Source organism: Phyllobacterium sp. K27, from assembly GCF_054796155.1.
On sequence record NZ_JBTWND010000004.1, the window covers coordinates 402,585 to 415,407 of the forward strand.

Here is a 12,823-nt window from a genome sequence, read left to right on the forward strand (position 1 = left end):
TCCTATGTCAGCAATTGCCGGCAGATATCGACAAAATCATTCGCCCAGCCCGCGAACAGGACAAAAAGAACCAGCCAGACCAACAACATAAAATGCCAGTACATTACGCAGAGTTCGATGCTAAGATGGACCTGCGGCGCTGTCTTGCCCGTCAATACCTTGACGATCGTGCGCCCAAGCACCAGCAGTCCGCCAAGAATGTGCAAACCGTGCATGCCGGTGATCATATAAAAGAAGCTGTTGGCAGGATTATCGGCAAGGAGATAGCCGGCGGATAGGAGTTCCCGCCAGGCGAAGACCTGTCCGACAAGAAAGCCGATACCTGTCACAAAACTCGCCAGAAGGGCGAATTTCATCGTCTCGTCATCATCTTGTTGTGCCCGCGATTTTGCCACTTCCAAAGTAATGCTGCTTGTCACGAGTACGGCTGTGTTGACCCAGAGCACCTCTGGTATCGGGATAGCCCACCAATCATTACCGCCCATACGTATGAAATAAGCGCTGATGAAGAGGGTGAATAAAGCACCCACGACAGCGAGAAATACACCAAGGCCGATCTTTTCTGTCGCTATCGACGAACGGGTGAAGTGGGAAAAGCTGCTGACCCGCTCGGCTTCGAGCCAGGGCTTTGATGTCAGGCGCTGTTGGGCCATCCACCAAATAACGATGGACCCAAGCAACGCGAGGAAGATCAGGACGGCGCTCATGTCGAATGCTCTTTTGACAGTCTTTCAGGATCCGGTTGATTTTGCGGAATGAAATCTTCCTGTGCACCGGGAACACTGTAGTCGTAAGCCCAGCGATAGACGACCGGCAAGTCCTTGCCCCAGTTGCCGTGCGGAGGCGGGGTTGTGGGTGTTTGCCATTCGAGTGTTGTCGCCCGCCAGGGATTGCCGCCGGATTCTTTGCCCCGGCGAAGACTCCAGACCGCATTGAACAGAAACAGTATCTGAGCGGCACCAACCGTCCATGCCATCAGTGTGATGAATATATTCAAATCATGCGCGGACGTTGGATTGACCACTGTTTCTCCCAGTTCGTAATAGCGGCGCGGAGCGCCGAGCAAGCCGAGATAGTGCATGGGGAAGAAGATCAGATAGGCTCCCAGGAACGTTACCCAGAAGTGTATCCTGCCCATGGTCTCGTCCATCATTCGCCCGGTGATCTTGGGATACCAGTGGTAGATCGCACCGAAAATCACCATGATCGGCGCAACGCCCATCACCATGTGAAAATGGGCGACCACAAACATCGTATCGGAAAGCGGAACATCCACGACAACATTGCCGAGAAACAATCCCGTCAGGCCGCCATTCACAAACGTTACGATGAAACCGAGAGCAAATAGCATCGGTATGGTCAAATGGATATCGCCGCGCCAAAGAGTGAGCACCCAGTTATAGACCTTGATCGCGGTCGGTACCGCAATGATCAGCGTGGTCGTGGCAAAGAAGAATCCGAAGTTAGGGTTCATGCCGCTGACATACATATGATGTGCCCAAACGACAAAGCTCAGGGCACCGATTACCACGATAGCCCAAACCATCATGCGGTAGCCGAATATATTCTTGCGGGCGTGGGTGCTGATCAGATCCGAGACAATACCAAAGGCCGGAAGCGCCACGATATAGACTTCCGGATGGCCGAAGAACCAGAACAGGTGCTGGAAGAGAATCGGGCTTCCGCCCCCATGCTTGAGCTGCTCCCCCATTGCAACAATTGCCGGCATGAAGAAACTGGTCCCAAGAATGCGGTCGAACAGCATCATGACCGAAGCGACGAAGAGGGCGGGGAAGGCCAGTAATGCCATGACCGTTGCGGTGAAAATGCCCCAAATTGTCAGGGGCATGCGCATCAGCGTCATACCGCGCGCGCGGCCCTGCAGAACGGTCACCACATAGTTCAATCCACCCATGGTAAAACCGATGATGAAAAGGATCAATGAGACTAGCATCACTATGATGCCCCAATCATTCCCACCCGGAGTGCCGGAAAGTACAGCCTGAGGCGGATAGAGGGTCCAGCCGGCACCGGTCGGACCACCAGGTGCAAAAAATCCCGCCGCCAGAACAAGAACGGCGAGCAGATAAAGCCAGAAGCTCAGCATATTTGCGTAGGGGAATACCATATCCCGGGCACCCAGCATCAACGGGATCAGGTAATTGCCGAAACCGCCCAGGAAAAGCGCGGTCAGAAGATAAATTACCATGATCATGCCGTGCATGGTGATGAACTGGTAATAGTGCTCGGCATCGATGAAAGTGAAATAGCCAGGGAAGGCCAGTTGCAACCGCATCAACCACGAAAGAACCAGCGCTACAAAACCGATCGATATGGCGGTCAGCGAGTATTGGATGGCTATGACTTTGGCATCCTGGCTGAAGACATAAGTCGTCCACCAGCTGTGCGGGTGGTAAAGCTCGACATCTTCGACTTCCGCTGCCGGAATGGTGTCGTCAATACTGGATGGGATATTGACCATCGAATACCTCCCTATTTTTGCTTTCGCCCTGAAGAGCCCCGCTGTCTCACTGTGCCTTCTGTACTTCTCCCGCCGCCATCAGCTGTGTGAATGTCTGTTGTTCCTGCAGCCACGTCTGATAGTCGGTCTCAGTGTCGACCACGACGGTACCGCGCATTTGAGGATGCCCGACGCCGCACAGTTCGGCGCACAGGACTTCGAAAGTGCCGGTCCGTGATGGTGTAAACCAGAAATAGGTGACCATGCCCGGAACCATGTCCATCTTGGCCCGGAACTCTGGAACGAAGAAATTATGCAGGACATCGGTTGAACGCAGGAGCATCTTGACCGGCTTTCCCACAGGCACATGTAACTCGCCGCCTTCGATGATGATATCATCCAGCCCGTTCGCATCATTCTTTTTCAGGCCCAGGGGATTGTCAGCACTGATCTCACGCGTGTCCGATGTTCCTAGTTGACCATTGGCGCCAGGAAGGCGGAAGCTCCATTGCCACTGCTGGCCGACAACCTCGACATTGGTGGCGTCCTGCGGAACGGTCACAAACTGGTTCCAGACAAACAGGCCCGGAGCCAGCATGGCAACAACCCCAATGGTGGTAACTGTAGCTAACCAAAATTCCAGTTTTTTGTTTTCGGGTTCGTAGTGTGCCTGATTTCCCGGCTTGTGCCGAAAGCGGAAAACGCAATAGGCAACGAACAGCACGACTGCGACAAATACGAAACCGGTAATCCAGAATGTAATGATGATTGTATTGTCGATGTAGTTCCAGTTGGACGCTATGGGCGTCCACCACCAGGGACTCAACAAATGAAAAAGAACTGAACCAACCGCAATGCCAACCAGAACGAATACGACCGCCATTTCTTGCCCCTCCCTGCCGTGATTGGCTGTGGACATGAATTCGCAACGCGTAGCATTCCCAGAATAGCATTTCATGCGGAAGAAATACAGAAAATCTGGCCTCACAACAAAAGAAGGGGATCTGTCCGACTATTTAGATCATATGGTGATTTGGCTGTGAGAACAGGACAAAGCAGAGCTGTGAGATTGTCGAGCTGCGGTGCTGGATTGCCATATACTTTTGGCCAAACGCCTGGATCCAACCCAAAGCCGACGCCAGGGCAATATCTTTTCAGTCTCCTGGCGCTGCCAGGTATTTGCCTTTTTTTGCAAGTCTCCAGTACCAAATGCCCGCTGGGGCTACGGATCCTCTGTCAGAGGTTTAGCAGCTGAAATCTCGGTGGGAGCTTATCTATGGTGGAACCACTTTGCTTTGCCGCTGCGTTACCCGCAACCTGCGTGCGAAAGGAAGTAATTTTATCCCGCTGATCCGGCGGATTCGCGAATTGACCGACGCAGGAACCTCAGGAAAGTGTCCAGTACCCTGGATCCGTTGCTACGTTCCCAAACCGCTGTGATCGGCAGTTTTGCCGAAAGATCGCTGAGCGGGCGGACTGCTACTCCACGCCTGGGAGCGGTCCCGATGCAACTGGAATAGATCGCGACACCAGCGCCGGCAATGACAAGCCCAAAGATACCGTCACTGTTTGTAGCCTCGAGCGCAATATCTGGAAAAAACCCTCGCGCCCTGCATTCCGCAAATACTTCCTTGCGAAAGACGACCCAACTGTCGCCGGTGCCGAAGACAAATTTCTGGCCTTTAAGCTCGGCCAGGGTCAAGGTTTCCTTCACCGCAAGAGGGTGGTTGGAGGGCAAAACGGCTACATATTCATTTTTGTCGAAGGTCAGGCTTTTTGTGGCCCGATGCCGGAATTCACCGTAAAGAAATCCAATGTCTATCGTCTGCTGCAGGATCGCGACATGCTGGTGAACTGTTGGCATAAACACGAGATTGAGATCGATATCAGGATGAGCCTGATTGAAATCTCGCAGGAAGTCAGGCAATCGTCCGTTGATCGCAAAATCTGTATAGCCAACCCGCAATTCGCCCCGAAGCCCGCGGGCGGCTTTGCGGGTCCGTGCAATCGCTTGATTGATTTGCCCGGCTATTCCCGCCGTCTCCAATAAGAAAACCTTACCTGCTTCGGTCAGCTCCACCCGGCGAGTGGATCGTACCAGAAGCGGAGCGCCAATTTCGGCCTCAAGCTGCTGGATGGTTTTCGTTAGGGCAGGTTGAGCGATGTGAAGGCTGTCTGCGGCGCGACCGAAGTGCAGTTCTTTGCCGAGGGCCGAAAATGCCCGTAAATGCCGCATATCCAAGCTCATGCAACAGCTTTCCATTAATTCTCTGCAGCTATCAATATGACACTAATTGATATTTTACAAACTTCATTTGGCATTTCATTCTTGCAAGTCAAGGCACCACCAAGCGTGTCGGGAACGAAAGCCTGAGAGCTCCCAAATGACGGACCACCTTTTCCTTGCCCAACCAATTTGAGGCTGTAGTCGGGATTCCGTCAATCGAAGTAATTTCGGAGCGGGCAACGCCAGGGGATCATGCAAGTCGCTCGGGCGGGCTGCGGGCAGGGCCACTGCACCGAGATGATGAGAATACGAAATGCCATCCCAAAACGTCAAAAGAGGAGAACATGACTATGGATTCACAGACTGATAACCAGGTTTCAACGGGCTCGCTCCGCAAAGTGATTGGGGCCGCCGCAATCGGAAATTTCGTGGAATGGTTTGACTTCGCAGTTTATGGGTTTCTTGCCACCACTATCGCCAATGAGTTTTTCCCAAGCTCGAGTCTGACTTCAGCTCTGCTCAAGACATTCGGCGTCTTTGCGGTTGCATTCGCAATGCGCCCATTGGGCGGAATCTTTTTCGGCACATTGGGGGATAGACTGGGGCGAAAAAGTATTCTTTCACTGACTATTCTCATGATGGCAAGCGCTACTACGCTTATGGGGTTGCTTCCATCCTACGCAAGTATTGGTGTTCTGGCACCTGTTCTTCTGACGATCTTACGTTGTGTGCAGGGCTTTTCCGCAGGCGGGGAGTATGCCGGATCCGTAGCTTATGTAATGGAACACGCACCCAGGCATCGTCGCGGATGGTATGGAAGTTTTGTTCCTGTCTCTACTTTTACCGCATTCGCATCGGCGGCACTGCTGGTTTTTGCCTTGGAAAATAGTCTGTCAGCCGAGGCCATGGCGGGCTGGGGCTGGCGAATCCCCTTTTTGGTAGCGGCTCCATTAGGAATTGTCGGTTTGTACTTGAGGTGGCGGATGGAGGAAACGCCAGCTTTTCAAGCTATCTCATCCGAAGCGAGTTTGCATAGTCATTCACCATTCAGGGAAACTCTTCGAAATCAGAGCCATGCAATTCTACGGCTGGGTGCATTCATTTCGCTCACCGCACTCTCCTTTTACATGTTTACAACCTATTTCGCCACTTACCTACAGGTCGTTGGAAATCTCAGCCGGCCACAGGCGCTGTTGGTATCAACTGTCGCGATCATTTTTGCAGCGTTGGCTTGCCCGCTCGCCGGGGCATTTTCTGATAAGGTAGGCCGGCGTAAAACGGTTGGCTTTATATGCGCTTGGGTGATCCTGACAGTGCTTCCGGCCTTTTGGCTTGCCAGCTCCGGTTCGTTGGCATTCGCAATCTGTGGAGTGCTTCTACTCGCGGTAGGCGCTCTGGTAACCGGGGTCGTAACAGCAGCGTTGATGTCGGAGATCTTTCCTACACGAACGCGATACACAGCATCAGCGTTTACCTACAACGTTTCGTACACGATTTTTGGCGGTACAGCACCTCTCATGGCAACATGGCTGATCGACATCACGGGCAATAATCTGGCTCCAGCCATTTATCTCATCGCGATAGCTCTGCTCGCCATGATCGGGGGATTGGCACTTCCAGAAACGCATCGAATTTCATTGCTTGGCAAGGGGCCCGTCAGCAGAGCACTGGAGCACGCTTAGTCGGCTTGAGTACGACGTCTCGCATGCCGGACTTTTCTCGTGTCCCGCAAGACCGCTTCGACACAATGGCAAGTCCTTGGCCCACCACAATTCTCGCGGGTATCAAGCGGGATCACAGTCGCTTCGGCGACAATCTATGTGAGCCGAAACAAACAACTGGAGTGAATAATATGCAACCTAACGTGAAGATTGATGTGAACGAAGCGACCGGCGTATGGGAGACAGACGGCCTTCCGATGCTATATATTCCGCGGCATTTCATGATCAACGTCCATGACGCGGTTGAACAAGCCCTTGGCCTTGCTGCTTATCGCGACGTTCTGAAAGAAGCAGGTGCCAAGGCGGCATTTTATTGGTGCAAGAAGCAAGCCGATTCTGGAAAAATCGCTGGCCTTCAAGTGTTTGAGCACTATCTGGAACGCTTGACAGTGCGAGGGTGGGGACAGTTCAAACTTGATGAAATCAATCCTGAATCAGGCACTGCGACAATCACTCTCGAAAACTCAGTCTATGTTCTTGAAGGCGCCGCAAATGCGCAGCGTCCGGTCTGCTATATGTTTGAAGGGTTCTTCATTGGTGGAGCAAAATACCTCGCCGAGCATGATGGACTGAACTGGAGCGCCATAGAATGCCGGGAGGTGCAATGTCAGGCTATGGGCTTTGATCACTGCAGGTTCGAGCTCAAGGCCAACAGAGCAGGCTCATAAACGGTCATTGGACAAAAAGCACACTTGTTATCAAACAGCGTAGCACGCCACCGGGCTTTCTCTGCTGCGAAAATCTCAAAAACATAGAGAGGTATCATGCAAATTCCTGCAAACGAGATTTATAAGAAGTCTATCGTTGTCGATGGACTGATCATTTCCAGATGGGGCGAAGATGTGTTCCAGGAAATGCACTCCGCCGGCCTCACAGCGGCAAATTGCACGTGCAGTGTCTGGGAAAACTTCGATGAAACGATCAAGAACTTGGCGAAGTGGAACGGCTGGTTTCGCGAGTTTCAGAACCATATCGTGAAAGCCACGAGCGTCGGCGATATCCACGCGGCCAAAAGCGCCGGGAAGACTGCAATCATTCTCGGGATGCAGAATACCTCTGCTTTTGAAGATCAGATCGGTTATGTCGAGATCCTCAAACAGTTGGGCGTTGGCATCGCTCAAATGACCTACAACACCCAAAACTGGGTCGGCAGCGGTTGTTACGAGAGTCGGGATGGCGGACTTTCCGATTTCGGACGCGAGATCGTAGCTGAAATGAACCGGGTAGGTATGCTCTGCGATCTCAGCCATGTTGGACCTGAGACATCGCGGGATGTTATCGATACCTCAACAAGGCCGGTCGCTTACTCTCATTGCCTTCCAGCCGGCTTAAAAGAACACAAACGCAACAAAACCGATGAGGAACTTCGCTACATCGCCGAAAAAGGCGGATTTGTCGGAGTTACCATGTTTCCGCCTTTTCTTGCCAAAGGCACAAACTCCAGTATCGATGATTACATCTCGGCAATGGACTATGTTATCAATCTGGTTGGCGAGGAGTCTGTGGGGATTGGGACGGACTTCACACAAGGATATGATGATGAGTTTTTCAGCTGGATTACCCATGACAAGGGGTTTGGGCGGCAATTGACAAAATTTGGCGAGATAATCAATCCGAAAGGAATTCAAAAGATCAGCGATTTTCCAAATCTCGCCACGGCAATGGAGCGTGCGGGCTGGAGCGCCAGGAAGATCGAGAATGTTATTGGATTAAACTGGATGCGATTGCTCGATCGGGTATGGGCTGTCTAGGTCTGCTGGTATTGGTAAGTTGTCTGCCGACAGGCTTTGCGTTGTTGCGCAATGGGGGACTGTGATTGGACCGGAGGTTGACAGCGCCGGGCCAGAGCACCGCTGCTGCAGTATTGTGTGAAATGTACATACTGATTTTAATCGCGGTGTCCGGTAGAAATCTAGCCCCTGCCGGAAATCAGACCGCTCTCGAAAGGCTTGGGGCTTGGTCTTCTGTTTGGGGCGGGAATTGAATGCAGCGTTCAACTATCAAAGGCAAGAGACTGAAAATTGGCTTCATCCTTGCAAGATCATTCACGCTGTCTGCCTTTGCATTATTTACCGATACACTTCGGTTGGCGAGCGATGAACTCGACCGGTCGGGCCGCGTTTCGGCAGACTGGCAGGTCTTGGCAAGCACGCAGCATCTCATCACGGCAAGTTGTGGAATTCAGGTTGCCCCAACCTCAGGTCTTTCTGATCCTGCCGAGTTTGATTGCATTGTCGTGGTTGGTGGGCTGCTATCTGTTGAAGAGCCGATAGACTCAAGAACGGTCGCCTTTCTGAAAGATGCCGACACAAAGAACGTTTGTTTGATTGGACTTTGTACGGGCTCATTCATCCTCGCCGAAGCAGGGCTTATGAAAGATCATGAAACATGCGTCAGTTGGCTGCATTTTCAGGCATTCCATGACCGGTTTCCGGATCACAGTGCACGATCCGACATTATCTTCGCGCTGGCTAAATCAAGGGGTTCCTGTGCGGGGGGAACCAGCAGCGCTGACCTCGCCGCATCGATAGTGAGGCAGTACATAGGAAAAGATGCCGAGCGTAATGCGCTCGAGGTCCTTCAAATCCAGAATGTGCGTTCAGGATATGACATTCAACCAAGGCGACCGCTCCACCACGAAAGCGATGACAACAGAGTGAATGCCGCTCTCATCATGATGGAGCAGAAACTCGATCGCGGACTATCGTTGGATGGTCTGGCGGGTTCCGTTGGCCTGTCACGTCGCCAGCTCGAACGCCTTTTTAGTGAAAAGGTGGGGATGTCGCCAGGGCAGGCATATATAAAGATCAGGATGGAACGGGCAAAAAACTTACTGATACAAACGAAGTCGCCAATGATTGAAATCGCCCTTGATGTGGGTTTTGACGATCATTCGCATTTCACTAGATCTTTTAAACGTGTTCATGGACAGACACCTTCGCAGGTTAGGGCCACGGCAAGAGGAAGAGGAATCGCATGACGTTGTGGCGGCTACAATAGGCCATTATCGGCATCTGTACAGGGCGTCACATATCAGGAGCCAGTGGCAAGAGTTCTGGTGGTGAACTTGTGGCGCGTGTTGTTCGAATCCATTCGTCTCGTTTCCATGACCGCTATGGCCTCCAAAACGGACAATGAAGATCATATCGTTTGTAGTTACCTCCACTCAGCAAGTTTTGCGACATCGTCCATATCGTGACCCGAGCGTCTAAGAACAAAGGGGGCATTGGCATTGACAACTACGCCGCGGGACCAAGACTAATCTGGAAGTTCGGATAGGTGACGTCGCTCTCCTGGTCCTTGGGCGTGCTGGAAGGGATGACGTCGGTCGACGAGCGGTCAAGTAGATCGAGACCCTGGTCATCCCCGGCAGAAATCAGCCTTCGCTTGGCGCAGGCGTGTTGAGCAACTGCTGCTCCCAAAGATACGCGATGCCGCTGCCGGCGAAGTGCTGGATGAGTATCTCGGTCAGCTGCTCGACATGCCCGGTGCGCGCCCAATCGCGTTGCCATTCGCCAGCGAGCGCCATCACGGTCATCGGGTTCGCACCGGCAGCGATCATCCGCTGGACGGCAACTTCGTGAGATTCCTTGGAAATCCCGCCCGACGCGTCGGTGATCACGGTCACGTCCCAGCCTTCGCCGGCGGCCTGGATCACAGGCATTGCGACGCAGACCTCGGTCCACAGGCCGGCGATGATCAGCTGCTTGCGGCCGGTCGCCTTGACGACGTTCACCACATTCTCGTCCTGCCAGGTGTTCACCCAGGTGCGGTCGATGACCTCCTGGTCCGGAAATACGTCGGTGATCTGCTTGAAGAGAAGTCCGCCGCGCCCCGCGATCACGCTGGTGAGAATCGTCGGAACATCGAAGGCTTTCGCCAGCTTCGCCAACGCAGTCGTGCTGTTGACCACAGCTTGCGGGTCGTGGCTGTTCAGGTTCGCCAGCTGGTAGGGCTGGTGGTCGATCAGAACGAGGACCGAGTCTTCGGGTCGAAGAAGCGAATCAAGGCCGTTACGAGGGATCATCAAGACTTCCTTTCTCTGCCGCTTTGGACGGCAATGGGTTCACGAAAGACATACGCCAGTGGGCGGCGGTGCCTGGACGCAATTTGCTGTTCTTTTGGTGATGCGGTAGTGCCATAGTCAGGCAAGCTGTGTCGCGAAATAAGGAACGCTGAATTGGACATAGAAGATCTACAGACATTCGTTGCAGTGGCCGATGCCGGTGGCGTATCGGCTGCCGCACGCCGACTCGGCGTCTCCAAGTCAATCGTCAGTCGGCGGCTTTTCCGGATCGAAGCAGAACTCGGCGTTCAGCTTCTGGCACGAACGAACCGTGGTGCCGCGCTTACAGAAGCGGGGATCACGTTCCGATCATGCCGCCCGAGCCAGCGCCGAGATCGACACGGCCAGGGAAACAATCCTCCCAACCGGTGATCTGCGCGCACGCATGAGAGTTGCCATGCCGCTTTCTTTTGGCCCGACCCACTTCGCCCCCGTGCTTGCGGAAATGGCGCATCAGCACCCTCTGCTCCAGATCCATACCTCCTACAGCGATCGCTTCGTCGACCTCATTGCAGAAGGTTTCGACTGCGCGATCCGGGTCGGCTACCTTCAGGACTCCAGGGCGGCGTCTCCCATGTCGGTGGCAATTCTCTCGTCAATTCCGAATTGTTCTGAAGGATAGAAAATGGACTTGAAGTCGCTCAACCCCACGCTTTTCGCAAGCTATGAACAGGCCAAGGCTTATCCGCCGGATGAATTCGGTGCGCGCTGGAAAGAAGTCGGCGCCGAAGAGGCGGAGCAATTCAAGTCAAAGACGGGCTTGGATCTACCGGCCGACTATCTGGAGTTCGTCGGAAATTTTGGCGAGTTCACGATCTGGACCGACGATTTCGAAAAGCTCTATGCCCGGGCGATATGGGAAACGGGAAAAAGCGCAAACGCCGAAATTGGCAAAATCGTGGGCCCGGCGGGGGTGCTGGAGTCCCGGCAATCCTATCTTGGCGCAGGAAGCGGTGCGCGTATTCCGGAGAATTTTGCGCCGCTGACTTTCGATAGCGGCTACGGCCACGCCATGCTCGATCTGTCGAAGGATAATTTCGGCAAGATTCGGTATCTCCAGGTCAAGACCAAGCCCTTCGGCAGCGATGGATATGGTTGGGACCAAGTTGCGACGTTGGCCGATAACTTCACTGAGTTCGTCAGTCAGATCAACAGCAAGAAAGGCCTGACCAAGGCCCTCGGAGCGCCAAAGAAAGCATGATTATGGGCTTGAGCTTGCAACAACTCCTGGAGAAGCCCGATCCCATGGGCCGTCCGGAAAAGCCGGTTCCGCCGCACGAGATCGAAGAATTCGAAAGTCAGTGCGACCGATCGTGACATCGATGCCAGGAGGTGCGCGTTCATCGGGCAGGGCTTCGCTCAGACCTCCGCCGCACATTTGGTCGAGGAGTACACACGAAATTCAAGTGCGGGCACCGCTGCGGCTGACGCCGACAGCCGTCACAGCTTTTTCCAATTGTACCCCTGTACCGCCGTCAACCGTTCCCATAAGATGATGGTGTAAGTATTGGTCGAGGTCATATGATGAACTTAGTAAAATCTGGTGCGGGTGGGCGCACGTCAAACAAGAAGAAATCAGGCGGGCGCCCGTCATTATCCTCTCAAGTCGCCGATGCCATACGTGGGCAAATAGAGGCGGGCTATTATGCGCCGGGTGATAAGTTGCCAACCGAGCCTGCGTTGATCGACAAGTTCGGTTTCAGCCGCACTGTGGTGCGTGAGGCTATCGCCGTGCTGCGTACCGACGGCCTGGTAGACTCCCGGCATGGCTCGGGCGTGTTCGTGATCGGGCCGCGCCAAAGTGACCCGGGCCTGCGGCTGTTTACAGAGGAAACGAACAGGATTTCCGACATTATCGAGGAACTGGAGCTTCGGATCGGTATCGAAGTGGAGGCTGCTGCGCTCGCCGCAGTCCGCAGTTCTCCGGCGCAAGAGGCGGAAATTCAGTCGCAAGTCAATCTTTTCGCAGGTCTTGTCGCAGAAGGCAGGCCGACGGACGAGGCAGACTTCCAGTTCCATATGGCGATCGCCGCGGCTACGAACAATGCGCGCTTTCGCATGTTTCTTGAGCACATAGGCCGACGCATGATTCCTCGCGTGAAGTTTCGTACGGTCATGGGCGGGGTAGACCCGCTGCCCAGCAGGGATGAATCTATTCTTGGCGAACATCGCGAAATCGCCGAGGCAATCATGGCGCGGGATCCGGATCGGGCGCGAGAGGCCATGCGCCGCCATCTCGTCACCGGTATCAAGCGCTATCGTTCGCTGACATCATGGCTATACAATCAAAAAGATGATGAGTCTGGTTGACTCATCTTGAAAGTCATCATATGAATCCCCGACAGAAA

11 protein-coding genes and 1 pseudogene are annotated in these 12,823 nt (G+C 53.6%); 7 read left to right on the forward strand and 5 right to left on the reverse strand.

The features are described 5' to 3' along the window. Positions 1–2: 2 nt before the first annotated feature. From ACYJL1_RS23400 to ACYJL1_RS23415, 4 genes are all read right to left on the reverse strand, one after another. Positions 3–707 carry a cytochrome c oxidase subunit 3 gene (locus tag ACYJL1_RS23400; RefSeq protein ID WP_460899500.1) on the reverse strand — a complete coding sequence of 235 codons (705 nt, stop codon included), beginning with the start codon at positions 705–707 and terminating at the stop codon, positions 3–5. After that, positions 704–2,482 carry a cytochrome c oxidase subunit I gene (gene ctaD, locus ACYJL1_RS23405; protein WP_460899501.1) on the reverse strand — a complete coding sequence of 593 codons (1,779 nt, stop codon included), beginning with the start codon at positions 2,480–2,482 and terminating at the stop codon, positions 704–706. The genes ACYJL1_RS23400 and ctaD overlap by 4 nt, the downstream gene beginning before the upstream one ends. A gap of 46 nt (positions 2,483–2,528) precedes the next feature. Beyond that, on the reverse strand, positions 2,529–3,344 hold the full coding sequence (coxB, locus tag ACYJL1_RS23410; RefSeq protein WP_460899502.1) for a cytochrome c oxidase subunit II: 816 nt from the start codon (positions 3,342–3,344) through the stop codon (positions 2,529–2,531). Between the two features lie 456 nt (positions 3,345–3,800). Further along, positions 3,801–4,709: a LysR family transcriptional regulator gene (locus ACYJL1_RS23415; RefSeq protein WP_460899503.1), complete on the reverse strand. Its 909-nt coding sequence runs from the start codon at positions 4,707–4,709 to the stop codon at positions 3,801–3,803. Between the two features lie 329 nt (positions 4,710–5,038). Between ACYJL1_RS23415 and ACYJL1_RS23420 the strand changes: the two genes are divergently transcribed. The 4 genes from ACYJL1_RS23420 (at position 5,039) to ACYJL1_RS23435 (ending at position 9,389) form a co-directional block, all read left to right on the forward strand. Further along, positions 5,039–6,370: an MFS transporter gene (locus ACYJL1_RS23420; protein WP_460899504.1), complete on the forward strand. Its 1,332-nt coding sequence runs from the start codon at positions 5,039–5,041 to the stop codon at positions 6,368–6,370. Between the two features lie 170 nt (positions 6,371–6,540). Beyond that, complete coding sequence (locus ACYJL1_RS23425) at positions 6,541–7,077, forward strand: DUF5943 domain-containing protein (protein WP_460899505.1); 537 nt, start codon at positions 6,541–6,543, stop codon at positions 7,075–7,077. A 96-nt stretch (positions 7,078–7,173) separates the two neighbouring features. Beyond that, on the forward strand, positions 7,174–8,160 hold the full coding sequence (locus ACYJL1_RS23430) for a dipeptidase (RefSeq protein ID WP_460899506.1): 987 nt from the start codon (positions 7,174–7,176) through the stop codon (positions 8,158–8,160). 233 nt (positions 8,161–8,393) lie between these two features. Beyond that, on the forward strand, positions 8,394–9,389 hold the full coding sequence (locus ACYJL1_RS23435) for a GlxA family transcriptional regulator (protein WP_460899507.1): 996 nt from the start codon (positions 8,394–8,396) through the stop codon (positions 9,387–9,389). Positions 9,390–9,785: 396 nt separating this feature from the next. On the opposite strand, the gene ACYJL1_RS23440 is transcribed toward ACYJL1_RS23435, so the two are convergent. Beyond that, entirely contained in the window at positions 9,786–10,436 is a 651-nt protein-coding gene (locus ACYJL1_RS23440) for a hydrolase (RefSeq protein ID WP_460899508.1), read from the reverse strand. 153 nt (positions 10,437–10,589) lie between these two features. On the opposite strand from ACYJL1_RS23440, the pseudogene ACYJL1_RS23445 reads away from it, so the two are divergent. The 3 genes and pseudogenes from ACYJL1_RS23445 to ACYJL1_RS23455 form a co-directional block, all read left to right on the forward strand. Then, a pseudogene (locus tag ACYJL1_RS23445) lies at positions 10,590–11,034 on the forward strand (LysR family transcriptional regulator); the annotation flags it as partial. Between the two features lie 66 nt (positions 11,035–11,100). Continuing rightward, positions 11,101–11,676 (forward strand): SMI1/KNR4 family protein, encoded by a 576-nt coding sequence (locus ACYJL1_RS23450; RefSeq protein ID WP_460899509.1) that lies wholly within the window; start codon positions 11,101–11,103, stop codon positions 11,674–11,676. A gap of 323 nt (positions 11,677–11,999) precedes the next feature. Next, entirely contained in the window at positions 12,000–12,785 is a 786-nt protein-coding gene (locus ACYJL1_RS23455; RefSeq protein WP_460899979.1) for a FadR/GntR family transcriptional regulator, read from the forward strand. The last annotated feature ends 38 nt before the right edge of the window (positions 12,786–12,823 follow it).

Bases quoted from the DNA above. Each gene is read 5' to 3' on its own strand.
- ACYJL1_RS23425 (WP_460899505.1), top strand. From the start codon at position 6,541: ATGCAACCTAACGTGAAGATTGATGTGAACGAAGCGACCGGCGTATGG.
- ACYJL1_RS23440 (WP_460899508.1), bottom strand. From the start codon at position 10,436: ATGATCCCTCGTAACGGCCTTGATTCGCTTCTTCGACCCGAAGACTCG.
- ACYJL1_RS23455 (WP_460899979.1), top strand. From the start codon at position 12,000: ATGAACTTAGTAAAATCTGGTGCGGGTGGGCGCACGTCAAACAAGAAG.
- ACYJL1_RS23415 (WP_460899503.1), bottom strand. From the start codon at position 4,709: ATGAGCTTGGATATGCGGCATTTACGGGCATTTTCGGCCCTCGGCAAA.
- ACYJL1_RS23400 (WP_460899500.1), bottom strand. From the start codon at position 707: ATGAGCGCCGTCCTGATCTTCCTCGCGTTGCTTGGGTCCATCGTTATT.
- ctaD (WP_460899501.1), bottom strand. From the start codon at position 2,482: ATGGTCAATATCCCATCCAGTATTGACGACACCATTCCGGCAGCGGAA.
- ACYJL1_RS23435 (WP_460899507.1), top strand. From the start codon at position 8,394: ATGCAGCGTTCAACTATCAAAGGCAAGAGACTGAAAATTGGCTTCATC.
- coxB (WP_460899502.1), bottom strand. From the start codon at position 3,344: ATGGCGGTCGTATTCGTTCTGGTTGGCATTGCGGTTGGTTCAGTTCTT.
- ACYJL1_RS23430 (WP_460899506.1), top strand. From the start codon at position 7,174: ATGCAAATTCCTGCAAACGAGATTTATAAGAAGTCTATCGTTGTCGAT.
- ACYJL1_RS23450 (WP_460899509.1), top strand. From the start codon at position 11,101: ATGGACTTGAAGTCGCTCAACCCCACGCTTTTCGCAAGCTATGAACAG.
- ACYJL1_RS23420 (WP_460899504.1), top strand. From the start codon at position 5,039: ATGGATTCACAGACTGATAACCAGGTTTCAACGGGCTCGCTCCGCAAA.